We start from the raw sequence: 24,143 nt of genomic DNA on the forward strand, positions 1-24,143 counted from the left end.
CCGGTGCGGCGAGGCCGGTCCGAGAGGTTCCGGAGGCTTCCGGAGGAACCGAGGCGCCGAGGCGCCGGGATCCCCTGGTCCCCGAGGGGTGCGGGGATCCCGTGGTCGCCGGGTCCCCGGGGTCCTAGAAGGTGATCTTCCAGCTGTTGATGTAGCCGACGTCCTGCGCCGCCACGTCCTTGACCTGGAGCTTCCAGATCCCGTTGGCGACCTCGCTCGACGCGTTGACCGTGTACGAGGCGACGACGTTGTCGGCCGAGTCCGAACTCGATGAGTTCTTGAGCCGGTAGGCGGTGCCGTCCGGGGCGATCAGGTCGATCTGGAGGTCACCCCGGTAGGTGTGGACGATGTTCACGTCCACCTTGGTGGTCGCCGGGGCGTTGCCCGTGACGCCCGAGGCGGTGACCGGCGAACTCGCCGCGGCACCGGGGGAGTCGGGGATGTTCACGTCGGCGGTGTTCTCGAAGGACTTGCCGGGCGGCACCGGGGTGCCGGCGCCCAGGTTCCAGATCGCGTAGGCGATGGCGTCCGCGTTGCGGTCCAGGGCGGTGTCGTTGATGTTCGCGATGGTGTCGCAGGAGGAGTGGTAGCAGCGGTCGAAGGCCTGACCGGTCGTGCCGCCCCACTTCTGTGCCTGGGCCGCCGTCTTGGTGTAGTCGGCGCCCGAGAACAGGCCGCCGACCGGGATGCCCGCGCTCTTGAACGGCGCGTGGTCGGAGCGTCCGTCGCCCTCGGTCTCTATCTCGGTGGGTATGCCGAGGCCCGCGTAGTAGTTCTTGAAGGTCTGCTCGATCGTGGGGTCGTCGTCGTAGACGAAGTAGCCCGGGTTCGGCGAGCCGATCATGTCGAAGTTCAGGTAGCCGGAGAACTTCGCCTTCTCGGTGGCCGACAGGCTGTTGACGTAGTACTTCGACCCGACCAGACCCAGTTCCTCGGCGCCCCACCAGCCGAAGCGCAGGTGCTTCGTGGGCTGGAGCTGGGCGCGGGAGACGGCCAGCGCGGTCTCCAGGACGGCCGCCGATCCGGAGCCGTTGTCGTTGATGCCGGGGCCGGCGGTCACCGAGTCCAGGTGTGAGCCGGACATCAGGACGGAGTTGGGGTCACCGCCCGGCCAGTCCGCGATCAGGTTGTAGCCGGTGGCGCCGCTGGAGGTGAAGGTCTGGAGGCTGGTGGTGAATCCGGCGGCGTCCAGCTTGGCCTTCACGTAGTCGATCGAGGCCTTGTAGCCGGCCTTGCCGTGGGCGCGGTTGCCGCCGTTGTTGGTGGCGATGGTCTGGAGCTGCGTCAGGTGCGCCTTGACGTTGGCCAGCGGGATGTCGGGAGGGGTGGGGGCGGCGTTGACCGCCGTGGGCGCGGCGAGCGCGGCGGGGGAGGTGGCGGCGAACAGGCCGGCGACCGCGATGGCGGTCACGGTGGCAAGGCGCCGAGGGACGGACAGGCTCATGTGGGGGCTCCGGAATTCCGTATGGGGATGAGACGGAACGTGCGGGGATAGAGCGGGTGAGCATGAGTGCGTCAGTGCGAGCCTGATGTTCAGCGAGAGTATGACTATTCGTCAAGACCACAATCCGGTCAGGGCGGTTCGGAAAACGGACGATCCCCGGTACGGGATTGCGTACCGGGGATCGTGGGGCGGGGGAGTGGGCCGTTACGCGGGCTCGCGGGCCGTCGCCGGCTCCGTCGGAACGGACGACGAAGCGGCTGTCCCGGCGGCCGGCGTGAGGGTCGCGGCGGCGGCCGGATGGGCCCGGGAGCGACGCGAGGTCCGCAGCGCGTCCCAGGTCAGCAGGGCCAGTGCGGCCCAGACCAGGGAGAAGCCCGCCCACCGTTCGGGCGGCATCGCCTCGTGGAAGTACAGGATGCCCAGCCCGAACTGGAACACGGGGGCCATGTACTGGAGCAGGCCCAGCGTGGACAGCGGCACCCGGATCGCGGCCGCACCGAAGAACACCAGCGGGACCGCGGTGACCAGCCCGGTCGCGGCCAGCAGCGCGGAGTGGCCGAGGCCCTCCGTCGCGAAGCTGGACTGCCCCCGCGCGGCCAGCCACAGCAGGTAGCCGAGGGCGGGCGGGAACAGCAGCGCGGTCTCCGCGGTCAGCGACTCCAGGCCGCTCATGTTGAGCTTCTTCTTGATCAGCCCGTAGGTGGCGAAGGAGAAGGCCAGCGCCAGGGAGATCCAGGGCGGTCGGCCGTACCCGATGGCCAGCACGAGCACCGCGGAGAAGCCGATGCCGACGGCCACCCACTGGGCCCGGCGCAGCCGTTCACCGAGCACCAGGACGCCGATCGCGATGGTGACCAGGGGATTGATGAAGTAGCCGAGGCTGGCCTCGACGACCTGGCCGTTGTTGACCGACCAGATGTACAGGCCCCAGTTCACGCTGATCACGGAGGCGGCCAGGGCGGTCAGTGCCAGCTTGCGCGGTTGGCGCACCAGCTTGCCCATCCAGCTCCAGTGGCGCAGCGCGAGGAGGGCGATCCCGACGACGGCGAGCGACCACACCATGCGGTGGGCCAGGATCTCGATCGCCCCGGACGGCTTCAGGAGGGGCCAGAAGAGGGGGACCAACCCCCACATCCCGTACGCGCCGAATCCGTAGAGCAATCCCGTGCGCTGCTCGTTCTCTGCCTTCACGGGGCCTCCAGTACGGCTTCCGGCCAACTCGCCACCCGAGTCACAACCCCACGAAGGTATCGCCGTACAGCCCGGATGTCATGCCCGTAACGGGGAGATACTCATGACACCCGGGCTGCTGGGGCGGGGTCGAGCCGGCCTCGAACGAGCCTCGACCCGGGCCGGCCCCCGGCGCGGCTCAGGCCAGGGCCGAGGCGATGGCCGTCGCCATCGGGGTCGTCGGGCGTCCGATCAGGCGGGCCAGGTCGCCGGTGGTCCCCGCGAGCCGGCCGCGCGAGATTGCCGCGTCCACGTCGACGAGGATCGCCGCGAAGCCCTCGGGCACCCCCGCGCCGGTCAGGATTCCCAGGTGGGCCTCGGCCGGCACCTCGGCGTACGCGACCTCGCGGCCGGACTGCTTCGCGACCTCGGCCGAGTATTCCGCCAGGCTCCAGGCCGTGTCGCCGGACAGCTCGTACACCGCGTTCAGGTGCCCGTCGCCGGTCAGTACCGCCGCCGCCGCCGCGGCGTAGTCCGCCCGCGCGGCGGACGCGATCCGGCCCTCGCCGGCGCTGCCGACGACCGCGCCGTGCTCCAGCACCACGGGCAGTTGGGCGGTGTGGTTCTCGTGGTACCAGCCGTTGCGCAGGAAGGTGTACGGGAGCCCCGAGTCGAGGATCGCCTGCTCGGTGACCTTGTGTTCGGCCGCCAGGTCGAAGTCCGCCTCGGGCCCGCCGAGGATGCCGGTGTACGCGAGCTGCGCCACGCCGGCCGTCCTCGCCGCGTCGATCACGGCGGTGTGCTGCGGGACCCGGCGTCCGACCTCACTGCCGGAGATCAGCAGCACCCGGTCGCCGGCCCCGAAGACCCCCGCCAGGCTCGCCGGCTCGTCGTAGTCGGCCATCCGTACGTCGATGCCGCGCGCGGCCAGGTCGGCGGCCTTCTCCTTGTTCCGCACGACGACGGCGACGCGCTCGGCGGGGACCCGTTCGAGCAGCTCCTCGATGACGAGGCGGCCGAGGGATCCGGTGGCTCCGGTGACGACGATGCTGCTCATGGTGCGCTCCTGGGTGGTCCGGCGGTGCGGGCTGATGCCACTACCGTACGGAGAGCGCTAACTATTCGGAAGTACCCACTCTGAAGTAAGGTACTTACATGCAGGTAAGTGTGAAGGCCCCGATGTGCCCCTCCCGCGGCGTGCTGGAACACGTCACCAGCCGCTGGGGCGTCCTCGTGCTCGCCGCCCTGGTCGAGCGTTCGTACCGGTTCAGCGAACTCCGTCGGGAGGTGGCCGGGGTCAGCGAGAAGATGCTGGCCCAGACCCTCCAGACGCTGGAGCGCGACGGATTCCTGCTGCGCGAGGCGCAGCCGGTGATCCCGCCCCGGGTGGACTACTCGCTCACCGACCTGGGCCGCGAGGCCGCCGAGCAGGTGTGGGCGCTCGCCCGCTGGACCGAGCGTCGGACGGCCGACGTGCAGGCGGCCCGCGCCGCGTACGACGAAGCCCGGACCGCGTAGCGCGCTCCGGGCTCCCGCCGCACGTCCTGCCGCCATCGGCTCGCACCGCTCGCCGTACCGGTCCTCATGGCGCACGAGGCGCGGTCGAAGACGCGACCGCCGGCCGGCGGTCGATCAGCCGACCACGGTCCAGGTGTCGTTGCCGGTCAGCAGCGTCGTCAGGTCGCCCTTGCCGTTCCGATCGATGGCGGTGTCGAGTTGGTCGGCCATGAGGGTGTCGTAGACGGGGCGTTGGACGCTGCGCAGGACTCCGATGGGGGTGTGGTGGAGGGTGTCGGGGTCGGCGAGGCGGGAGAGGGCGAAGGCGGTGGTGGGGCTGGTGGTGTGGGCGTCGTGGATGAGGAGGTGGGGGGTGTTCTCGGGGGTGAGGGTGACTGCTTCGAGGTCGCCGGTGGTGGGGTTGCGGATGACGCCTTTGGTGTGGTCGGTGCCGAAGCGGACGGGTTGGCCGTGTTCGAGGCGGATGACGGCGTCTTGTGCTTGTTCGTTGTCCTTGAGGGCTTCGAAGGCGCCGTCGTTGAAGATGTTGCAGTTCTGGTAGATCTCGACGAGTGCGGTGCCTTGGTGGTCGGCGGCTTGGCGCAGGACGTCGGTGAGGTGTTTGCGGTCGGAGTCGATGGTGCGGGCGACGAAGCCGGCTTCGGCTCCGATGGCGAGGGAGACGGGGTTGAAGGGGGCGTCGAGGGAGCCCATGGGGGTGGATTTGGTGATTTTGCCGAGTTCGGAGGTGGGGGAGTACTGGCCTTTGGTGAGGCCGTAGATGCGGTTGTTGAAGAGGAGGATTTTGAGGTTGACGTTGCGGCGGAGGGCGTGGATGAGGTGGTTTCCGCCGATGGAGAGTGCGTCTCCGTCGCCGGTGACGACCCAGACGGAGAGGTCGCGGCGGGAGGTGGCGAGGCCGGTGGCGATGGCGGGTGCGCGTCCGTGGATGGAGTGCATGCCGTAGGTGTTCATGTAGTAGGGGAATCGGGAGGAGCAGCCGATTCCGGAGACGAAGACGATGTTCTCCTTGGCGAGGCCGAGTTCGGGCATGAAGCCCTGGACGGCGGCGAGCACGGCGTAGTCGCCGCAGCCCGGGCACCAGCGGACCTCCTGATCCGACTTGAAGTCCTTCATCGACTGCTTCCCCTCGGCCTTGGGCACGAGGGACAGCAGATGATGCCCGGCTTCGGACACCTCGGTGACGTCAGTCATTGATGGCCTCCTTGAGGACCGTCGCCAGCTGTTCGGCCTTGAAGGGCATCCCGTTGACCTGGTTGTACGACGCGGCGTCCACCAGGTACTTGGCCCGGATCAGGGTGGCCAGCTGCCCGAGGTTCATCTCCGGCACCACTACCTTCTCGTAACGCTTCAGGACCTCCCCGAGATTCCTCGGGAACGGGTTGAGGTGACGCAGGTGCGCCTGCGCGATCGGCAGTCCGGCGGCCCGTACCCGGCGTACGGCCGCGGTGATGGGGCCGTAGGTGGAGCCCCAGCCGAGGACGAGGACGCGGGCCTCGTCGGGGTCGTCCACGTCCAGGTCGGGGACCCGGATGCCGTCGATCTTGGCCTGGCGGGTGCGGACCATGAGCTCGTGGTTGGCGGGGTCGTAGGAGATGTTGCCGGTGCCGTCCTGCTTCTCGATGCCGCCGATGCGGTGTTCGAGGCCGGGAGTGCCGGGAACCGCCCACGGGCGCGCCAGGGTCTGCGGATCGCGCTTGTAGGGCCAGAACACCTCGGTGCCGTCCGCCAGCTCGTGGTTCGGACCGGCCGCGAACTGCACCGTGAGGTCCGGCAGGTCCGTGACCTCGGGGATCCTCCACGGTTCGGAGCCGTTGGCGAGGTAACCGTCGGACAGCAGGAACACCGGGGTCCGGTACTCCAACGCGATCCGGGCCGCGTCCAACGCCGCGTCGAAGCAGTCCGCGGGGGTGCGCGGGGCCACGATCGGGACGGGTGCCTCGCCGTTGCGCCCGTACATGGCCTGGAGCAGGTCGGCCTGCTCGGTCTTGGTCGGCAGCCCCGTCGAGGGCCCGCCGCGCTGGATGTCCACGATCAGCAGCGGCAGCTCCAGCGACACCGCCAGACCGATGGTCTCCGACTTCAGCGCCACACCGGGGCCCGAGGTGGTCGTGACCCCCAGGGCGCCGCCGAAGGCCGCGCCCAGGGCCGCGCCGATCCCGGCGATCTCGTCCTCGGCCTGGAAGGTCCGTACGCCGAAGTTCTTGTGCCGGCTCAGCTCGTGCAGGATGTCCGACGCCGGGGTGATCGGGTACGAGCCCAGGTACAGCGGGAGGTCCGCCTGCCGGGCCGCGGCGATGAGCCCGTACGACAGGGCCAGGTTCCCGGAGATGTTGCGGTAGGTGCCCGTCGGGAAGGACTTCGTCGCGGGCGCGACCTCGTAGGAGACGGCGAAGTCCTCGGTGGTCTCGCCGAAGTTCCAGCCGGCCCGGAAGGCGGCCACGTTCGCCTCGGCGATCTCCGGCTTCTTCGCGAACTTGGTCCGCAGGAACCGCTCCGTGCCCTCCGTCGGACGGTGGTACATCCACGACAGCAGGCCCAGCGCGAACATGTTCTTGCTGCGCTCGGCCTCCTTGCGCGACAGCCCGAACTCCTTCAGCGCCTCCACCGTCAGCGTCGTCAGGGGCACCGGATGAATGCTGTACCCGTCCAGCGAGCCGTCCTCCAGCGGGGAGGTCGCGTAGCCGACCTTCGCCATCGGGCGTTTGGTGAACTCATCGGTGTTGATGATGATCTCCGCGCCGCGCGGAACGTCCGCGATATTCGCCTTCAGCGCCGCCGGATTCATCGCCACCAGCACATTCGGGGCGTCGCCCGGTGTCAGGATGTCGTGATCGGCGAAATGCAGCTGGAAGGACGACACGCCCGGAAGAGTTCCGGCGGGGGCGCGAATCTCGGCGGGAAAGTTCGGCAGGGTCGAGAGGTCGTTTCCGAAGGACGCGGTTTCCGAGGTGAAACGGTCGCCGGTGAGCTGCATTCCGTCGCCCGAGTCACCCGCGAAACGGATGATCACACGATCGAGGCGGCGGACTTCCTTGCCGCTCCCACCGGGCCGCGGCGACGTGCGCTGCTCGCCGACGACTGACCCTTCGGCCCCGTCGGCCTGCTCGGCCGGGCTACTGACCTGGCTGGTCACTGAACTGGACCTCCTTCGAGGCGTGGGCGCTCGCTCCCAAGGCCAACCCTACGTCCGTGAGGTCATTCGTCCCTGGGTCGCCCGAATTCTGGACCGTCCTTTGGGGGCGGTCTGTCCGACAGACGTCGTGCAGTAAGCGAAATATTCCAAACCTCCGGGCGATGGTGCCGGACCCTGACTGGTGCGTTTCGGGGCCGGTACCACCACACCTCACCTGACAGGGTGTCAGTTGATCAGGATCTTAGATAGGTGAGAACCGCCAGAACGCGCCGGTGATCCCCCACACTCGGGGACAGGCCGAGCTTCATGAAGATATTGCTGACGTGCTTTTCCACCGCGCCGTCACTCACCACGAGCTGCTTCGCCACCGCGGAATTCGTGCGCCCCTCGGCCATCAGGCCCAACACCTCCCGCTCGCGCGGCGTCAGGTTCGTCAACACGTCCTGCTTGCGGCTGCGGCCCAGCAGCTGGGCGACCACCTCGGGGTCCAGGGCCGTACCGCCCCTGGCCACGCGCACCACCGCGTCCAGGAACTCCCGGACCTCGGCCACCCGATCCTTGAGCAGATACCCCACCCCGGTGCTGGAACCGGCCAGCAGTTCGGTGGCGTACTGCTCCTCCACGTACTGCGACAGCACGAGCACCCCGATCCCGGGATGGTCGCGGCGCAGCCGTACGGCGGCCCGCACCCCCTCGTCGGTGTGCGTCGGCGGCATCCGTACGTCGGCCACCACCACGTCCGGCAGCGCGCCCTGCGCCGCCAGCTCGTCCACCGTCTTGATCAGGGCTTCCGCGTCCCCGACGCCGGCGACGACGTCATGCCCCCGGTCGGTCAGCAACCGGGTCAGGCCCTCGCGCAGCAGCACTGAATCCTCGGCGATGACCACCCGCACCCTGTCTTCCACTTCTCAGCAGCTCCCGCATCCACTCGTCACCCGCATACCTGGCAGACCCAAGCATCCCAGCCGGCCGCCCCGCCGACGGCGAATCCAGGCCAACTGGTCGCCGTCGGCCGGTATTCGACCATGCGGTGCGGTGCGGTGCGGTGCGGTGCAGCGCGGTGCGGTGCGGTGCGTCGGGCTCGGCGCACCGGCCGCCGGGCACGCGGACGGGCCCCCGCCCATCCGGCGGGGGCCCCGCGGCGCCAGTTCGACGACAGGGCCTAGCGCCCTGGTACGCCGGCCGGCTCGCGGTCGCGCCACGGCAGTTCGGCGGTGGCCGTCGTACCGCCGTCGGCGGGGGAGTCCACGACGAGCACCCCGTCCACCGCGTCCAGCCGCCCGGTGAGCCCCGCCAGCCCCGACCCGGCCGCGGCCGACGCCCCGCCCCGGCCGTCGTCCGCGACCTGGATCAGCACCCGGTCGCCGGACCGCCAGACGTCCACGCTCGCGGTACGGGCCATCGCGTGCCTGCTGATGTTCTGCAGCAGCTCCGACACCACGAAGTACGCGATGCCCTCGATCGCCGCCGCCGGCCGGGCCGGCAGGTCCACCGACACCCGCACCGGCACCGCGCAGCGTGCGGCCACCGAGGACAGCGCCGCGTCCAGTCCCCGGTCCGTCAGGACCGCCGGGTGGATGCCCCGCGCCAGGTCCCGCAGCTCCTGGAGGGCGATCTTCACCTCGCCGTGTGCCTCGTCCACCATGCGCGCGGCCTCCCGGGGGTCCTCGGTCAGCTTCTCCTTCGCCAGCCCCAGGTCCATGGCCAGGGCCGCCAGGCGGGCCTGGGCTCCGTCGTGCAGGTCCCGCTCGATGCGCCGCAGGTCGGCGGCGGCGGTGTCCACCACGACACCCCGGTCGGACTCCAGCTCCGTGACCCGATGGGCGAGCCGGGAGGGGCCCAGCAGGCCGGTGATCAGCACCCGGTCCACGGTCGTCAGGGCGCGCAGCACCCAGGGGGTGGCGAGGGTGAGGGCAAGTCCGACCAGGAAGGTGGTGACGATGGCGAGCGGGGAGTCCAGGTAGAGGGAGTAGTCGTCGTTCTGGAACACCTGGAGACCGGGCTGATCGGTGAAGGCCGGGAAGACCCAGAACCAGAGCGGGTACAGCAGGAAGCCCCACCCGTACGTCCAGAACACCAGCGCCACGCAGAAGCCGAACACCGCCCACGGGAAGTGGATCACCGAGTACAACACGTGCCGCCAGGCGCTCCCGCTCTTCAGCAGGGCCCCCATGGCGGCCATCGCCCCGCTCTTGCGGGCCCTGATCGGCTCGGGGTCCGCGACGTCCACCCGCAGCAGCCCCCGCACCCGGGCCCGCTCCACCTGTCCGAAGCCGCGGCACATCGCGAGCACCCCGGCCAGGACCGGAACCCCGAGGAAGGTCACGAGCAGACCTGCGCCGAGGCTCACGCCGGTGACGGCGAGGCAGAAGTACAGGGTGCTCAGCGGGAACCCGAGCATCAGGAACCCCAACTCCCGCCAGGTCCGCGCCGCCACCGGAGCCCGCAACACCGTGCCGATCGCCGTGCTCGTGCTCGTGCCCGTGTCCTTGCCCATGATCCCGACCCGCCCTTCGTGTCCGCCCGTTACCCCTCAACCCTGCCGCCGGGGCACTTCCGGGACCATGCGGCGGGTCGGCCTGTCCGGAGGGGGGTTAACCCCACCCACCCCAACCCCGCACGCGAAAGCGGGACCCCCGTCCACCCGGACGGGGGTCCCGCACCCTCCACTTCGCCGCACCCACCACGTCGCCGCAGGAACCGGACGAGACGACGGAACCGAACGAGACGGCGGGGCCCACCGGCACGACGGGGCCCACCGGCCCGGCGGGACCTACCGGCCCGGTACCTCCGCCGGCTCCCGGTCGCGCCACGGCAGCTCCGCCGTGACCGTCGTCCCCACACCCTCCGGGGAGTCCACGACGAACACCCCGTCCACCGCGTCCAGCCGCTCCGTCAGCCCCGCCAGACCCGAACCGGCCCGCGCCGACGCGCCACCGCGCCCGTCGTCCGACACCCGGATCAGCAGCCGCGGACCCGTCCGCCACACCTCCACGCCCGCGCCCCGCGCAGCCGCGTGCTTGCTGACGTTCTGCAGCAGCTCCGACACCACGAAGTACGCGATCCCCTCGATCGCCGCCGCCGGTCGCGCCGCCAGGTCCACGTGCACCTTCACCGGCACCAGGCACCGCGCGGCCACCGAGGACAGCGCCGCGTCCAGCCCCCGGTCCGTCAGGACCGCCGGGTGGATGCCCCGCGCCAGGTCCCGCAGCTCTTGGAGCGCCAGTTTCACTTCCCCGTGTGCCTCGTCCACCATCGCGGCCGCGCCCTCCGGGTCCTCCAGCAGCTTCTCCTTCGCCAGGCCCAGCCCCATCGCCAGGGCCACCAGCCGGGCCTGGGCCCCGTCGTGCAGGTCCCGCTCGATGCGCCGCAGGTCGGCGGCCGAGGTGTCGACGACCACCGTCCGGTCGGACTCCAGCTCCGCGATCCGCCGCTCCAGCTCGTCGGAGGGGGACAGCAGGCCCCGTACCATCGCCCGGTCCACGCTCGTCAGCCAGCGGGCCACCCACGGCAGGACGGGCCACAACACGAACAGCCCCGTCAACGCGACGGTGAAGGTGAGCACCCCCCAGGGCAGCCGAACCAGTTCGAACAGCACGGTCCGCCAGGCGACGGGATCCTTGATGCTCGACCACAGCCAGGGGAAGAACCCGCCGGAGCGCCGCGGGCCGGGGATCGGCGTCGGCTCGTCCAGCCGTATGCCCAACAGCCACCGGGAACGGGCCCGTTCCAGCTTGCCGAGCTGTCGCGAACCGAGCAGCCCGCACGCGAGCAACGGCAGCCCGATCGCGGTCACGGACAGACCGCCCGCGGTCGAGACCGTGACCACCGTGTAGACGAAACCGACCAGGGCCGCCGGCAGATTGCTCAGCAGGTACGCGATCTCCTTCCACGTGGCCGCGCCGAAGGCCGCACGTACGGGTGGGAGGAGGTCGTCCTGGGAAGTGCGGATGCTCGCGGTCATGCCGCACAGCCTGCCAATTTCCGTCAGGAGTCGCCATGGGGTGGCCCGGCGGCGGTGAACGGGGGATAACCCCACCCCGCCTGGCCCAGGCCCTAGACTCCCGTGCGTACCAGATCACCCAGATCGTCGACAGTGGCCGAGGAGCGAGGAACGGACGTGCCCGACCCAACGGTATCGACCGTGACCGTGCACGCGGCGGACTACTTCCGAAGCTATTCGGTCGTCGGCCTGCTCGCCGTGCTCGGCGTGCTGTTCGTCGCCGTGGCCTTCGGCGCCGGCCGACTGCTGCGGCCCGTGGTCCCCACCCCCGAGAAGCTCCTGACGTACGAGTGCGGCGTGGACCCCGTGGGCGAGGGCTGGGCACACACCCAGGTCCGCTACTACGTCTACGCGTTCCTCTACGTCATCTTCGCCGTCGACTCGATCTTCCTGTTCCCGTGGGCGACCGTGTTCGCCGCCGCCGGCTACGGCGCCACGACCCTGGTCGAGATGTTCGTCTTCCTGGGCTTCCTGGCCGTCGGCCTGCTCTATGCGTACAAGAAGGGCGTCCTCGAATGGCTGTGACACCGGCGGGGACACCGGCCGAGCCGCAGCCGCTTCCCGAGCCGAAGCGGCTGGGAGTGCTCTCCCGACTGGCACCCGAACCCATGAAGGTGGTCCTGAACTGGGGCCGCCGCTACAGCCTGTGGGTCTTCAACTTCGGCCTGGCCTGCTGCGCGATCGAGTTCATCGCCGCGTCCATGGCCCGACACGACTTCATCCGACTCGGTGTCATCCCCTTCGCACCGGGTCCCCGGCAGGCCGACCTGATGATCGTCTCGGGCACGGTCACCGACAAGATGGCCCCCGCCGTGAAGCGGCTCTACGAGCAGATGCCCGAGCCGAAGTACGTCATCTCCTTCGGCGCCTGCTCCAACTGCGGCGGACCGTACTGGGACTCGTACTCCGTCACGAAGGGCGTCGACCAGATCATCCCGGTCGACGTCTACGTGCCCGGCTGCCCGCCGCGCCCCGAGGCGCTGCTCCAGGGGATCCTCAAGCTCCAGGAGAAGATCGCCCGAGAGTCGCTCGCGGACCGCTACGCGAATCCGTCCGTCGCCCAACTCACCAGCGGCCTGGTCACGCCCCCGCCCGCGCCCTCGGCCACGGCGGGAGCCGGCGAGTGAACCTCTACGACTCCCTGCCCGACGCGGCGGCGACCGTCTTCGGCGCCGAGGCCGTGGGCTCGTTCGCGTACGACGTCCTCACGGTCGACGTGCCCGTCGGATCCTGGATCTCCTCGCTGGAGATCGCCCGCGACAAGCTGGGCTGCACCTACTTCGACTGGCTGAGCGCGGTCGACGAGCCGGGCACCGGCTTCCAGGTCTGCGCGCACGTCGTCTCGCTGGAGAACCACCGCGTGCGACGCCTGCTGCTGCGGACCACCGTCCCGCACGCGGCGGCCTCGCTGCCGTCCGCCGTCGCCGTCTACGCGGGGGCGGAATGGCACGAGCGGGAGACCTTCGAGATGTTCGGGGTGACCTTCACCGACCACCCCCACCTCGTCCCCCTCCTGCTCCCCGAGAACTTCGAGGGCCACCCGCTGCGCAAGGACTTCGTGCTCGCGGCCCGCGTCGCCAAGGCCTGGCCGGGCGCCAAGGAGCCGGGCGAGGCACACGACCCCGACGCGCCCAAGCGACGGCAGATGCTGCCGCCGGGCGTCCCCGACCCCAACGACTGGGGCCCGCTCAAGGGCCAGCTGCCACCGGCTCCCACCCGCCCCGCCCGCACCCCGCGCGCGGCCGGCGGCGCGGGCGCCCCGGCCCGCACGCCCCGCGAGGGCGCTCCGGTCCGCCGTACCCGCTCGGTGGCCGAGGGCTCCGCGACCCAGGCGCCCCCGGCCGAAGGCGAAGCCCCCGCACGCCCGGTGCGGCGCAGCAGGTCGGTCGCGGACGGCTCCGCGAGCCAGGCCGGTCCGCCCGCGCCGGCGCCCGGGACCCCGGACGCGCCCGCGGCGCCGCCGGCCGGGCGGAGCAGCGACGCGCCCTGGCACGACCCGAAGCCCGCCTTCGAGGAACCGGCGCCGGCCGCCCCGCCCGCCCCGCCCCCGACCCCGGAGGACGGACCCGCCCCGGACAAGTCCCCGGCCACGGCCCCGGACAAGAAGCCGGACTCGGCGCCCGGGTCCGAGTCCACCCCCGACTCCACCCCCGACCCCACCCCCGACAACGGAGGCGACGCGTGAACGACGTCCTCGACGTCGCCCTGCGACTGATCGTCGTCTTCGTCGTCTTCCTCGTGCTCCCGCTCGTCGTCGGGCAGACCGAGCACAAGGTGATGGCCCACATGCAGGGCCGCCTCGGCCCCATGTACGCGGGCGGCTTCCACGGCTGGGCCCAGCTCGTCGCCGACGGCGTGAAGTTCGCGCAGAAGGAGGACATCGTCCCGGCCGACGCCGACCGGCGGATCTTCCAGATCGCCCCCGCCGTCGCGTTGCTCCCCTACCTCCTGGTCCTCCTCGTCATCCCCATCGGCCCCGGCGAGGGCGCGGTCGGCCAGGTCGTCGACGCGGGCCTGTTCTTCGCCCTCGCCGTCATGGGCGTCGGCGTGCTCGGCAGCCTGATGGCCGGCTGGGCCTCCGCGAACAAGTTCTCGCTGCTGGGCGGTCTCCGCACCGCCGCCCAACTGCTGGCGTACGAGCTGCCCATGCTGCTCACGGCCGCCTCGGTGGCCATGGCGGCCGGCACGGTCTCCCTCCCCGGCATCGTCGACGCCTTCCAGTGGTGGTGGCTGCCCTGGCAGATCGTCGGCGCGCTCGTCTTCTTCGTCGCCGGCCTCGCCGAACTCCAACGACCGCCCTTCGACATGCCCGTCGCCGACTCCGAGATCATCTTCGGCGCGTACACCGAGTACACCGGCCTGCGCTTCGCGCTGTTCCTGCTCGCCGAGTACGCCGGCATCGTCGTCCTGTGCGGCCTCACCACCGTCCTCTTCCTCGGCGGCTGGCACGGCCCCTTCGGCGGGGACGACCTGGGGTGGGTCTGGACCCTCCTCAAGGTCGCCGTCCTCGCCTTCGTGGTGATCTGGCTCCGCGTGAGCTACCCCCGGCTGCGCGAGGACCAGTTGCAGAAGCTCGCCTGGACCGTCCTCATCCCCCTCGCGCTCGCCCAGATCGCGCTCACCGGCATCGTGAAGGTGGCGATCAACTGATGCCCGTTCCCGGATCCGGCCTGGCCAAGGGCCTCGCCGTCACCCTGCGCACGATGACGAGGCGCTCGCACACCGCCCAGTACCCCGAGGTGCAGCCCGAACTCCCGCCGCGCAGCCGCGGCGTCATCGGTCTGTTCGAGGAGAACTGCACGGTCTGCATGCTCTGCGCGCGCGAGTGCCCCGACTGGTGCATCTACATCGACTCCCACAAGGAGACGGTGCCCGCCGCCGCCCCGGGTGGCCGCGAGCGCAGCCGCAACGTCCTCGACCGCTTCGCCATCGACTTCTCCCTCTGCATGTACTGCGGCATCTGCATCGAGGTGTGTCCCTTCGACGCCCTCTTCTGGTCGCCGGAGTTCGAGTACGCGGAGACCGACATCCTCGAACTCACCCACGAGCGCGACAAGCTCCGCGAATGGATGTGGACCGTGCCGGCCCCGCCCGCCCTGGACCCGGCCGCAGAGGAGCCCAAGGAGATCGCCGCCGCCCGCAAGGCGGTGGACAAGGCGGAAGCAGCCGCCGCCGCGGAAGCCGCCGCCGCGGAAGCCGCCGCCGCGACCGAGACACCGACCGACCCGGAGGGAGACGCGTGAGCCCCGCCGCCACCCTGGCCGCCACCGGCCCCGGCTTCCTCTCCCCGACGGGCGTCGAGATCGCGTTCGTCCTCGTCGGCCTCGCCACCCTCGGCGCGGCGCTCGTCACGGTCACCACCAAACAGCTCGTGCACGCCGCGCTGTGGCTGGTCGTGGCGCTCGGCGGGATCGCCGTCGAGTACCTGCTGCTGACCGCCGAGTTCATCGCGTGGGTGCAGGTGCTGATCTACCTCGGTTCCGTGGTCGTCCTGCTCCTCTTCGGACTGATGCTGACCAAGGCGCCCATCGGCCGGTCCCCGGACGCCGACTCGGGCAACCGCCCCGTCGCCCTCGGCGTCGCGATCGTCGCCGCCGTCGCACTCGTCTGGGTCGTCGTCGACGCCTTCCGCACCACCTGGATCGACCTCGACGGGGCCGCCCAGGGATCCACCCGGGTCACCGGCGAGTACCTCTTCCAGCACTGGGTGCTGCCGTTCGAGGCCCTCTCCGTGCTCCTCCTCGCGGCCCTGATCGGCGCCATCGTCCTGTCCCGCAGGAACGACCCCGCCGCCGGCCCCGACGACCAGAAGGGGCCGCGCTGATGCACCTCGCCTACCCGGCCGTCCTCGCGGCGCTCCTCTTCTGCGTCGGCCTGTACGGGGTACTCGCCCGCCGCAACGCCATCCTCGTGCTGATGGCCGTCGAGCTGATGCTCAACGCCGTCAACCTCAACCTGGTGGCCTTCGACGTCTGGCTGCGCGACGCCCTGCACGCCGGCCAGGCCCTCACCCTCTTCACCATCGCCATCGCCGCCGCCGAGATCGGCATCGGCCTCGCGATCGTGCTGACGGTGTACCGCAACCGGGGCACCTCGGACGTCGACAGACTGCGCGACACCGCCGAGGGCCACGAGCCCGCCCCGACCGATCCGAGCATCCAGAGCGAGGTCACCGCGTGAGCACCACGACCCTCGCGGTCCTCGTCCCCCTCCTCCCGTTCCTGGGCGCGGTGGCGGGACTGCTGTGCGGCCGCCGTGCCCCCGGCTTCGTCCGGCCGCTCGCCATCCTGCCGACGCTGGGCGCCGCCGTGCTGGCCGTGCTCGTCGCCGTCCGGCAAGGCGGCGGCCCGGCCATCGACACCGCGACCGAGCTGACCCCGACCGGCTCGGTGCCGATCGAGCTCGGCCTGTACCTGGACGGCTTCGCGGCCTTGGTCGCCGTGCTCGTCGGCGTGGTCGCCACCTGCGTACAGGTGTACTCGACGGCCTACCTGCGCGAGGACCCGCGCCACCCCTCGTACGCCGCCCTGGTCTCCCTCTTCACCTCCGCCATGCTGGTCGTCGTCTACTCCGGCGACCTGATGGTGCTGCTCGTCGGCTGGGAGGTCATGGGCATCTGCTCGTACTTCCTCGTCGGCCACTACTGGGAGACCGAGGCGGCCCGCTCCGCCTCCCTGAAGGCCTTCCTCGTCACCAAGCTCGGCGACGTGCCCTTCCTCATCGGCCTGTTCGCGCTCGCCACCGACGCCGACTCCTTCCGGATCACCGACATCCTGGACACCGTCGCCGCCGGTGGCCTCGACCACCCGACGCCGATCGCGCTGCTCCTGCTCGCCGGGGTCGCCGGCAAGTCCGCGCAGTTCCCGCTGCACACCTGGCTGCCCGATGCCATGGCGGGCCCCACCCCGGTCTCCGCGCTGATCCACGCCGCGACGATGGTCGCCGCCGGCGTGTACTTCGTCGCCCGCCTGCTCCCGGTCTTCGCGGCCTCCCGGGCCGCGCTGGTGGTGATGGCCGCCATGGCGGCCGTCACCATGATCGGCTCGGCCCTCGCCGCCCTGGCGCAGGACGACATCAAGCGCGTACTGGCCTACTCCACGATGGGGCAGCTCGGCTACATGCTCGGCGCCCTGGCCGTCGGCGACCGGGGCGCGGCCGTCTTCCACCTCCTGTCGCACGGCGCGTTCAAGGCGCTCCTCTTCCTCGGCGCGGGCGTGATCATCCACGCCGCCGGGACGAACTCCCTGGCCGCCATGTCCCGTACGGCCGGCCTGGCCAAGCGCATCCCCGACGCGTTCTGGACGATGACGCTCGCGCTCCTCGCGCTCGCCGCCATCCCGCCCTTCGCCGGCTTCTTCTCCAAAGAGGCGATCCTCGTCGCCGCCGAGCGCACCGCCACCGGCCACTCCGGCCTCGCCCCCGCCGCGGCCGGCTGGCTGGTGCTCGTCTCCGGCGTGCTGACCGCCCTGCTCACCGCCGCCTACGCCACCCGACTGTGGCTGATGGCCTTCCGCGGCCGGGGCGCAGCCGTCCCCGACCACGGCAAGGAGCCCGTCGCCATGACCGGTGTGCTGTGGCTGCTGGCGATCCCCACGGTGGCCTTCGGTCTCGCCGCCGGCCCCCTCGCCGACTGGTTCGACGGCGAGCAGCTCACCCCGTCCGTGGTCACCTCGGTCCTCGGCGTCGGCGCCGCCGTCATCGGCGTCCTGCTGACCTACGGCCTCTGGCAGCGCGCCGCCGCCACGGCATACGCGGCCCCCGCCGCGATCGGACCCGCGGCCGCCGCCGTCACCGACGAGCCCGCCGCCGTCGCGGCCCGTGTCTCCGCCGCCACCGCCGCGGCGGAATCCGCCGCCGAGACCCCCGAGGTCGCGGAGGTCGCCCAGGAGCACCCCACCGTCCCCGCGCGCCCCGCCCCCGACCCCGGCAAGGCGCTCCTCGGCCCGCTGCACCGCCACGCGGCGGACGGCTTCCACCTCGACGCCGCCTACGACCGGCTGTTCGTCCGCCCCGTACGGGCCGCCGCCGGCCTGGTCCGCTTCCTCGACCGGGAGGTCGTGGACACGTACGTCCGCGGCGCGGGCGCGGGTCCACGGCTGCTCGGCGCCCTCGTCCGCCGCGCCCAGACCGGCAACGTGCAGAGCTACCTGAGCGCCCTGCTCGCCGGCGCCGTGGTCCTGGCAATCGCCACCGCCGTCCTCGCCAACGTCAACGCCGGATCGTGAGCCGTGAGTCAGCCGTGATTGATATCAGCCCGTCCGTGATGCAGTTCCTCCTGGCGTTCGTCGTGGCCGTACCGCTCCTCGGCGCCGTCGCCGCCCTCCTGCCGGCCCCGCCCGGCCTCAAGGGCAAGAGCCCCGAACAGGCCGTGCTGCGCCACGGCGTGACCGTGACCGGCGTGATCCTCGCCGCGACGATCGCCCTGACCCTGGGCTTCGACCACGACGCCCCGTCCCGCTTCCAGGCGACGACGGACATCGGCTGGATCCCGGCGCTGGACATCCGGATCCACCTCGGCATCGACGGCATCTCGCTCCCCCTCCTCCTGATGACCGCGTTGCTGTTCTTCCTCTGCGCGCTCTACAGCTACTTCAAGCTCCCCGAGGGCCCCTCCCCGAAGGCCTTCGTCGCCCTGCTGCTCGTCCTGGAGTCCGGCACCCTCGCGACCTTCGCCGTCCTGGACCTGCTGCTCTTCTTCCTCGCCTTCGAGATGGTCCTCATCCCGATGTACTTCCTCATCGCCCGCTGGGGCGGCGCTCAGCGGCAGGCCGCCGCCTGGAAGTTCATCCTCTACACCCTCCTCGGCTCCGTGGTCATGCTGCTCGGCCTGCTGCTGATCGGGCTGGACAGCGGCACTTTCGACATGGTGGCACTCGCCTCCGACAACGGCCGCGAACTGTCCCACACCACCCAGCTCCTGGCCGTACTCGCCATCGGCCTCGGCCTCGCCGTGAAGACCCCCATGTGGCCCCTGCACAGTTGGCTGCCGGACGCGCACACCGCCGCCCCCACCGTCGGATCGGTGCTGCTGGCGGGCGTGATGCTGAAGATGGGCACGTACGGCTTCGTCCGCATCCTGCTGCCGATCACCCCCGACGGCATGGCCACCTTCGCCCCCTACCTCGGCGCGTTCGCCGTCGTCGGCATCGTCTACGGGTCCCTCGCCTGCCTCGCGTTGGCCCGCAAGGGCAACAAGGGCGACCTCAAGCGGCTCATCGCCTACTCCTCCGTCGGCCACATGGGCTTCGTGCTCCTCGGCATCGCCTCCATGACCCCCACCGGCGTCAACGGCGCGCTGTTCGCCAACATCGCCCACGGCCTGATCACCGGGCTCCTCTTCTTCCTGGTCGGCGCACTCAAGGACCGCTACGGCACCGCCGACCTCGACACCCTCGCCGGGGCGACCGGAGCCGCCCTCTACGGCCGCGCCCCCCGCCTCGGCGCGCTCCTCGCCTTCGCCGCCGTCGCCTCCCTGGGACTGCCCGGCCTCGCCGGGTTCTGGGGCGAGATGCTGGCCCTGTTCGGCGCGTTCGACCCGGCCGAGGGACTGCCCCGGTCGGCGTTCCTCACGTACACGGCCGTCGGCGCGTCCGGCACGCTGCTCACCGCCGCCTACCTCCTGGTCGTCGTACGGCGGGTCTGCATGGGCGACCCGAAGGCCGGACCCGAGATCACCGTCGCGGACGTCCGGCACTACGAGTTCGCCGCCTGGACCCCGCTCGTCGCCCTCACCGTCCTCGCCGGCCTGTGGCCCGCCGTCCTCCTCGGCCTCACCGACCCGGCCGTCCAGAAGCTCCTCGCAGGAGGCAACTCATGACGGTCCTGTCCGCCGCGGGCGCGCAGACCCCGAGCCTGGTCCAGTCCGTGGACTGGCTCGCCATCGCCCCCGTCGTCATCACCGCCGCCGTCGCCCTCGTCGTCCTGGTCGCGGACCTCTTCCTGCCCGAGCAGCGCAAGCCGCTGCTCGGATGGGTCTCCGTGGCCGGGCTCGCCGTCGCGACCGCCTCCCTGCTGCCGCTGCGCGCCGGCGACCGTGCCACCTTCTGCCTCACCGGCGACCCCGGCGCGTGCAGCTACACCGCCGACCACTTCGCGCTCGTCGTGCAGTTCCTGGTGCTGGCCGGCGCCCTGGTCACCGCCCTGCTGTCGGTCACCGCCGTAGGCGACGCCCGCATGCCGGCGGGCGAGTACTGGTTCCTGCTGCTCTCCTCGGCCGCCGGCGCGGCCCTGCTGCCCGCCTCCCGGGACCTCGCCACCCTGATCGTCGCCCTCGAAGTCGCCTCGCTGCCGGCCTTCGCCCTCGTCGGCATGCGCCGCGGCGACCGGTTGTCCTCCGAGGCCGCCCTCAAGTTCTTCCTGTCCTCGGTCACCGCCACCGCCGTGTCCCTGATGGGCGTCGCCTTCGTCTACGCGGCCACCGGCTCCCTGCACCTCGCCCAGGTCGCCGACCGGCTCGAAGACGTGCCCGCGCGGTTCGACACCCTCGCCATGGCGGGCGTCGCCCTCACCCTCGTCGGCTTCGCCTTCAAGACGGCGGCCGTCCCCTTCCACTTCTGGGTCCCCGACACCTACGTGGGCGCCCCGCTGCCCATCGCGGGCTATCTCTCGGTGATCGGCAAGGCCGTCGGCTTCACCGGCCTGATCCTCGTCACCGTCATCGCCTTCCCCGCGTACTCCGACATCTGGGGCCCGGCGCTGGCCGTCCTCGCCGCGCTGACCATGACCGTCGGCAACGTCGCCGCCCTGCGCCAGTCCGCCGACCGCCCGAACAGCGCCGTCCGCCTCCTCGCCTGGTCCTCGGTGGGCCAGGCCGGTTACCTGCTGGTCCCGATCGCCGCCGCCGCGTACTCCGACCGCGACCAGATCGGCTCCACCGTCGCCTACGCCCTCATGTACGCGGCCGTGAACCTCGGTGCCTTCGCCGTGGCCGCCCTGGTCGCCCGCACCAAGCCGCTGCACCGCATCGACGACTACCGGGGCCTGTACGCCGAGCGCCCCGCCGCCGCCCTGGCCCTGGCCTTCTTCCTGCTGTGCCTGGCCGGACTGCCGCCCGGCCTCATCGGCCTCTTCGCGAAGGTCACCGTGTTCCGCTCGGCGGTCGACGCCGGCCTGGGCTGGCTGGCCGTACTGATGGCGATCAACGTCGTGATCGCCCTGTACTACTACCTGCGCTGGACGGCCCTGCTCTTCCGCGCCCCGCGGGAGGCCGCGGGCGAGGGCGCGGGGGAGGGCGTGGCGCCCGCCGGGGCCCGGGTGAGGGCCCCCCTGCCGATCACCGTCGCCATCGTGCTCACCGGAGTCGCCGCCCTGGTCCTCTCGGGCGCCCCGCAGCTGATCCTGCGCTTCGCCGCGGGCAGCCTCTTCCCGCAGTAGACGCCCGCCCCGCCCGTCCGTCCCGCACGCCGTGACCCGTACGGAGCAGTGCCCACGGCCGCCCCGCCGCCCCGCCCACCGGTGCGGCGTCCCCGTCGTGCCCCGGGAACCAGACGCCCTCACCTCGCGTTGACCAGGAAGGAAGGGTCCACTGGACCGGAGACCCTTCGCACCGAAGATCCTGGACGGGGTCCCCCTGCCGCACCACTTGGAGGGCGTACCGTGCACCGCCGGCACAACGGGCTGAAGACCGCCGTACTCCTCGGCGGGCTGTCCGCACTCATCATCGTCATCGGAAGCTTCTTCGGGCGGGGCGGCCTGATCGTCGCCGTCCTCATCGCCCTCGGGACGAACGCGTACGCGTACTGGAACAGCGACAAGCTGGCTCTACGCGCGATGCGCGCCCGCCCCGTGAGCGAGTTCGAGGCACCCGAGCTGTACCGCATGGTCCGCGAGCTCTCCACCTCCGCGCGCCAGCCCATGCCCCGGCTCTACATCTCGCCGACCGAGGCCCCCAACGCCTTCGCCACCGGCCGCAACCCGCGCAACGCCGCGGTCTGCTGCACCGAGGGCATCCTGCGCATCCTCGACGAACGCGAGCTGCGCGGGGTGATCGGCCACGAGCTGAGCCACGTCTACAACCGCGACATCCTCATCTCGTCCGTCGCCGGAGCACTCGCCTCCGTGATCATGTTCCTGGTCAACTTCGCCTGGCTGATCCCCATCGGCCGCTCGAACGACGACGAGGGACCCGGCCTGTTCGGCATGCTGCTGATCATGATTCTCGGCCCGCTGGCCGCGTCCGTGATCCAGCTCGCCATCAGCCGCTCGCGCGAGTACGAGGCCGACGCCTCCGGAGCCCAGCTCACCGGCGACCCGCTGGCCCTGGCGAGCGCCCTGCGCAAGCTGGACGCCGGCACCAAACAGCTGCCGCTGCCCCCGGAGCCACGTCTGGAGACGGCGAGCCACATGATGATCGCCAACCCCTTCCGCCCCGGTGAGGGTGTGTCGAGGATGTTCTCGACACACCCCCCGATGGCCGAGCGCATCGCCCGGCTCGAACAGATGGCAGGCCGTACGCAGTGAAGACAATCCTGAACGTGATCTGGCTCGTACTCAGCGGCGTCTGGCTGTTCCTCGGCTACTGCCTCGCGGGTGTGATCCTCTGCATCACCATCATCGGCATCCCCTTCGGCATCGCCGCGTTCCGCATCGCGGTGTACGCCCTGTGGCCCTTCGGCTACACCACCGTCGAACGCCACGACTCCGGCGCCGGCTCCTGCGTCGGCAACGTCCTGTGGCTGGTTCTGGCGGGCTGGTGGCTGGCCCTCGGCCACATCGTCACCGGCATCGCGCTCTGCGTCACGATCATCGGCATCCCCTTCGGCATCGCCAACTTCAAGATGGTCCCGCTCTCCCTGCTCCCGCTGGGCCGCGAGATCGTCCCGACCGACGCCCCCTTCGCCTCCCGCTGACCCGCGGGGCGGACGGCCCCGGGCCCACGGGCCCGGGGCCCCGGGTGTCGGCCTAGGCGACGCCCTCGCGGCCGGGCAGCGGCGTACGCGCACGGGCCCGCTCCCACCCGTCGAGGGCCGTCAGGCAGGCGTGGTCGAGGTGCCGCAGCCCGCTCAGGTCCAGCCGTACGAGCTGCCCGGGCGGCAGCGCGTCCAGGGAGTCCAACAGCTTCGGCAGTCGCAGGAAGTTGGCGTTCCCCAGCACCCGGACACACAGCACCTCACCCTCCCAGACCTCCTCCAGGTGCACGTGGGAGGTCTCCCAGGCCGCCTTGGCGACGGCCAGGCCCAGCCCGACCAGCACCCCCTCGAACAGGTTGGTCGCCACGATCGCGGACGCGGTCACCACCAGCACCACGGCCTCTCCCCGGTGCGTCCGCCACAGCGCGGCCACCGCCCTGGCCGGCAGCAACTTCCATCCGGCGTGCAGCAGCACCCCGGCCAGCGCCGCGAGCGGCACCACCTCCAGCACCTGCGGCAGGGCCACGGCGAACAGCAGCAGCCAGGCCCCGTGCATCACCCGCGCCGCCCGGGTCCGCGCCCCCGCCTCCACGTTCGCGGAGCTGCGCACGATCACCGCGGTCATCGGCAGCGCCCCGAGCAGCCCGCAGGTGAGGTTCCCGACGCCCTGGGCGACCAGCTCCCGGTCGTAGTGGGTGCGCGGCCCGTCGTGCATGCGGTCGACGGCAGCCGCGCTGAACAGCGTCTCCGCGGAGGCGATGAGCGCGAGCGCCACCACCGTCCCGACGGCTCCCGCGGACAGCAGCACCCCGAAGTCGTCCACAGCCGGCAGCGTCACCGCCTCCAGCACGCCCGTCACCCGCACCCGGTCCACCGGGAGCCCCGACAGGGCGGCCGCGGCGGTCGCCGCCGCCACGCCGACGAGCGCCCCCGGCACGATCCTGATCCGGGCCGGCGCGCGCCGCCAGAGCACCATCACGGCGATGGTCCCGGCCCCGAGGGCCACGGCGGCCCAGTCGGCCTGCGCCCCGAGCACGTGCATCCCGCCCAGCTTCGCGAGGGTCTGCCCGGGGGCCCGGACCCCGCCCAGCGCGTACAACTGACCCGCGATCAGCACGAGCCCGATCCCGGCCAGCATCCCCTGCACCACGGCGACGGAGATCGCCCGGAACCACCGCCCGAGCCGGAGCGCCCCCATGCCGAGTTGCAGCAGCCCGGCGGCCACCACCAGCACCCCGAGCGCGGGCAGACCGTACTCCTTCACGGCCTCGTAGACGAGTACGGTCAGCCCCGCGGCCGGGCCGCTGACCTGGAGCGAACTTCCGCGGAACCAGCCGGTGACGAGGCCTCCGACCACTCCGGTGACGATGCCGAGTTCGGCCGGCACCCCGGAGGCGACGGCGACGCCCACACAGAGCGGCAGCGCGACGAGCGCGACGACGACGGACGCCCCGAAGTCTTCGCGAAACGTACCGGCCCCAGGCATGCGAGAACCCCCTGCCACGTGATGGATGGTTGTCACCC

Annotated in this window: 22 protein-coding genes; 13 read left to right on the forward strand and 9 right to left on the reverse strand. The window is 71.5% G+C overall.

The window, feature by feature from the left end:
- Positions 1–124 precede the first annotated feature (124 nt).
- From ACQEVM_RS04230 to ACQEVM_RS04240, 3 genes are all read right to left on the reverse strand, one after another.
- Entirely contained in the window at positions 125–1,444 is a 1,320-nt protein-coding gene (locus tag ACQEVM_RS04230) for a M28 family metallopeptidase (RefSeq protein ID WP_433075086.1), read from the reverse strand.
- 204 nt (positions 1,445–1,648) lie between these two features.
- Positions 1,649–2,635 (reverse strand): EamA family transporter RarD, encoded by a 987-nt coding sequence (rarD, locus tag ACQEVM_RS04235; RefSeq protein WP_433075089.1) that lies wholly within the window; start codon positions 2,633–2,635, stop codon positions 1,649–1,651.
- Positions 2,636–2,813: 178 nt separating this feature from the next.
- On the reverse strand, positions 2,814–3,671 hold the full coding sequence (locus tag ACQEVM_RS04240; protein ID WP_433075092.1) for an SDR family oxidoreductase: 858 nt from the start codon (positions 3,669–3,671) through the stop codon (positions 2,814–2,816).
- Between the two features lie 98 nt (positions 3,672–3,769).
- Here ACQEVM_RS04240 and ACQEVM_RS04245 point away from each other — a divergent pair, with 98 nt between their 5' ends.
- Positions 3,770–4,132: a winged helix-turn-helix transcriptional regulator gene (locus tag ACQEVM_RS04245; protein WP_053678995.1), complete on the forward strand. Its 363-nt coding sequence runs from the start codon at positions 3,770–3,772 to the stop codon at positions 4,130–4,132.
- Between the two features lie 114 nt (positions 4,133–4,246).
- Here ACQEVM_RS04245 and ACQEVM_RS04250 read toward each other — a convergent pair whose 3' ends face one another.
- The 5 genes from ACQEVM_RS04250 to ACQEVM_RS04270 form a co-directional block, all read right to left on the reverse strand.
- Positions 4,247–5,326, reverse strand: coding sequence for a 2-oxoacid:ferredoxin oxidoreductase subunit beta (locus ACQEVM_RS04250; RefSeq protein ID WP_433075096.1), 1,080 nt, complete (start codon positions 5,324–5,326; stop codon positions 4,247–4,249).
- On the reverse strand, positions 5,319–7,268 hold the full coding sequence (locus ACQEVM_RS04255) for a 2-oxoacid:acceptor oxidoreductase subunit alpha (protein WP_433075099.1): 1,950 nt from the start codon (positions 7,266–7,268) through the stop codon (positions 5,319–5,321). Before ACQEVM_RS04255 ends, ACQEVM_RS04250 begins: the two co-directional genes overlap by 8 nt.
- A 233-nt stretch (positions 7,269–7,501) precedes the next feature.
- Positions 7,502–8,161 (reverse strand): response regulator transcription factor, encoded by a 660-nt coding sequence (locus tag ACQEVM_RS04260; RefSeq protein WP_433079798.1) that lies wholly within the window; start codon positions 8,159–8,161, stop codon positions 7,502–7,504.
- 269 nt (positions 8,162–8,430) lie between these two features.
- On the reverse strand, positions 8,431–9,765 hold the full coding sequence (locus ACQEVM_RS04265; protein ID WP_433075102.1) for a sensor histidine kinase: 1,335 nt from the start codon (positions 9,763–9,765) through the stop codon (positions 8,431–8,433).
- A gap of 276 nt (positions 9,766–10,041) precedes the next feature.
- Complete coding sequence (locus ACQEVM_RS04270) at positions 10,042–11,232, reverse strand: sensor histidine kinase (RefSeq protein WP_433075105.1); 1,191 nt, start codon at positions 11,230–11,232, stop codon at positions 10,042–10,044.
- A 156-nt stretch (positions 11,233–11,388) separates the two neighbouring features.
- Between ACQEVM_RS04270 and ACQEVM_RS04275 the strand changes: the two genes are divergently transcribed.
- The 12 genes from ACQEVM_RS04275 (at position 11,389) to ACQEVM_RS04330 (ending at position 22,619) form a co-directional block, all read left to right on the forward strand.
- Positions 11,389–11,796, forward strand: coding sequence for an NADH-quinone oxidoreductase subunit A (locus tag ACQEVM_RS04275; RefSeq protein ID WP_267796350.1), 408 nt, complete (start codon positions 11,389–11,391; stop codon positions 11,794–11,796).
- On the forward strand, positions 11,787–12,398 hold the full coding sequence (locus ACQEVM_RS04280; RefSeq protein ID WP_433075109.1) for an NADH-quinone oxidoreductase subunit B: 612 nt from the start codon (positions 11,787–11,789) through the stop codon (positions 12,396–12,398). Before ACQEVM_RS04275 ends, ACQEVM_RS04280 begins: the two co-directional genes overlap by 10 nt.
- Positions 12,395–13,456 carry an NADH-quinone oxidoreductase subunit C gene (locus ACQEVM_RS04285; protein ID WP_433075112.1) on the forward strand — a complete coding sequence of 354 codons (1,062 nt, stop codon included), beginning with the start codon at positions 12,395–12,397 and terminating at the stop codon, positions 13,454–13,456. Before ACQEVM_RS04280 ends, ACQEVM_RS04285 begins: the two co-directional genes overlap by 4 nt.
- A complete protein-coding gene (locus ACQEVM_RS04290; protein WP_433075115.1) occupies positions 13,453–14,421 on the forward strand; it encodes a complex I subunit 1/NuoH family protein in 969 nt (322 codons plus the stop codon). Before ACQEVM_RS04285 ends, ACQEVM_RS04290 begins: the two co-directional genes overlap by 4 nt.
- On the forward strand, positions 14,418–15,014 hold the full coding sequence (locus ACQEVM_RS04295; protein WP_433079800.1) for a NuoI/complex I 23 kDa subunit family protein: 597 nt from the start codon (positions 14,418–14,420) through the stop codon (positions 15,012–15,014). Before ACQEVM_RS04290 ends, ACQEVM_RS04295 begins: the two co-directional genes overlap by 4 nt.
- Entirely contained in the window at positions 15,011–15,595 is a 585-nt protein-coding gene (locus ACQEVM_RS04300) for an NADH-quinone oxidoreductase subunit J family protein (protein ID WP_433075118.1), read from the forward strand. The genes ACQEVM_RS04295 and ACQEVM_RS04300 overlap by 4 nt, the downstream gene beginning before the upstream one ends.
- Complete coding sequence (gene nuoK, locus ACQEVM_RS04305; RefSeq protein WP_053682653.1) at positions 15,595–15,951, forward strand: NADH-quinone oxidoreductase subunit NuoK; 357 nt, start codon at positions 15,595–15,597, stop codon at positions 15,949–15,951. Before ACQEVM_RS04300 ends, nuoK begins: the two co-directional genes overlap by 1 nt.
- Complete coding sequence (locus ACQEVM_RS04310) at positions 15,948–17,996, forward strand: NADH-quinone oxidoreductase subunit 5 family protein (RefSeq protein WP_433075122.1); 2,049 nt, start codon at positions 15,948–15,950, stop codon at positions 17,994–17,996. The genes nuoK and ACQEVM_RS04310 overlap by 4 nt, the downstream gene beginning before the upstream one ends.
- A gap of 38 nt (positions 17,997–18,034) precedes the next feature.
- On the forward strand, positions 18,035–19,588 hold the full coding sequence (locus ACQEVM_RS04315; RefSeq protein ID WP_433079802.1) for a complex I subunit 4 family protein: 1,554 nt from the start codon (positions 18,035–18,037) through the stop codon (positions 19,586–19,588).
- The gene (locus tag ACQEVM_RS04320) at positions 19,585–21,144 is read left to right on the forward strand and encodes an NADH-quinone oxidoreductase subunit N (RefSeq protein ID WP_433075125.1); all 1,560 of its coding nucleotides are present in this window, start codon (positions 19,585–19,587) and stop codon (positions 21,142–21,144) included. Before ACQEVM_RS04315 ends, ACQEVM_RS04320 begins: the two co-directional genes overlap by 4 nt.
- Positions 21,145–21,366: 222 nt before the next feature.
- Positions 21,367–22,230 carry a zinc metalloprotease HtpX gene (htpX, locus tag ACQEVM_RS04325; protein ID WP_433075128.1) on the forward strand — a complete coding sequence of 288 codons (864 nt, stop codon included), beginning with the start codon at positions 21,367–21,369 and terminating at the stop codon, positions 22,228–22,230.
- Positions 22,227–22,619 carry a YccF domain-containing protein gene (locus ACQEVM_RS04330; RefSeq protein WP_053682648.1) on the forward strand — a complete coding sequence of 131 codons (393 nt, stop codon included), beginning with the start codon at positions 22,227–22,229 and terminating at the stop codon, positions 22,617–22,619. The genes htpX and ACQEVM_RS04330 overlap by 4 nt, the downstream gene beginning before the upstream one ends.
- A gap of 52 nt (positions 22,620–22,671) precedes the next feature.
- Here the strand turns inward: ACQEVM_RS04330 and ACQEVM_RS04335 are convergent, their stop codons facing one another.
- On the reverse strand, positions 22,672–24,105 hold the full coding sequence (locus ACQEVM_RS04335) for a SulP family inorganic anion transporter (protein WP_433075131.1): 1,434 nt from the start codon (positions 24,103–24,105) through the stop codon (positions 22,672–22,674).
- Between the last annotated feature and the right edge of the window lie 38 nt (positions 24,106–24,143).

Origin of the sequence: Streptomyces sp. CA-243310 (genome assembly GCF_050936775.1) — a bacterium.
GTDB lineage: Bacteria > Actinomycetota > Actinomycetes > Streptomycetales > Streptomycetaceae > Streptomyces.

Excerpts from the sequence above, each read along its gene's own strand:
- ACQEVM_RS04315 (WP_433079802.1), top strand. The coding sequence starts at position 18,035 with ATGCAGTTCCTCCTGGCGTTCGTCGTGGCCGTACCGCTCCTCGGCGCC.
- ACQEVM_RS04280 (WP_433075109.1), top strand. The coding sequence starts at position 11,787 with ATGGCTGTGACACCGGCGGGGACACCGGCCGAGCCGCAGCCGCTTCCC.
- nuoK (WP_053682653.1), top strand. The coding sequence starts at position 15,595 with ATGCACCTCGCCTACCCGGCCGTCCTCGCGGCGCTCCTCTTCTGCGTC.
- ACQEVM_RS04265 (WP_433075102.1), bottom strand. The coding sequence starts at position 9,765 with ATGGGCAAGGACACGGGCACGAGCACGAGCACGGCGATCGGCACGGTG.
- ACQEVM_RS04320 (WP_433075125.1), top strand. The coding sequence starts at position 19,585 with ATGACGGTCCTGTCCGCCGCGGGCGCGCAGACCCCGAGCCTGGTCCAG.
- ACQEVM_RS04270 (WP_433075105.1), bottom strand. The coding sequence starts at position 11,232 with ATGACCGCGAGCATCCGCACTTCCCAGGACGACCTCCTCCCACCCGTA.
- ACQEVM_RS04335 (WP_433075131.1), bottom strand. The coding sequence starts at position 24,105 with ATGCCTGGGGCCGGTACGTTTCGCGAAGACTTCGGGGCGTCCGTCGTC.
- ACQEVM_RS04240 (WP_433075092.1), bottom strand. The coding sequence starts at position 3,671 with ATGAGCAGCATCGTCGTCACCGGAGCCACCGGATCCCTCGGCCGCCTC.
- ACQEVM_RS04250 (WP_433075096.1), bottom strand. The coding sequence starts at position 5,326 with ATGACTGACGTCACCGAGGTGTCCGAAGCCGGGCATCATCTGCTGTCC.
- ACQEVM_RS04230 (WP_433075086.1), bottom strand. The coding sequence starts at position 1,444 with ATGAGCCTGTCCGTCCCTCGGCGCCTTGCCACCGTGACCGCCATCGCG.
- ACQEVM_RS04245 (WP_053678995.1), top strand. The coding sequence starts at position 3,770 with ATGCAGGTAAGTGTGAAGGCCCCGATGTGCCCCTCCCGCGGCGTGCTG.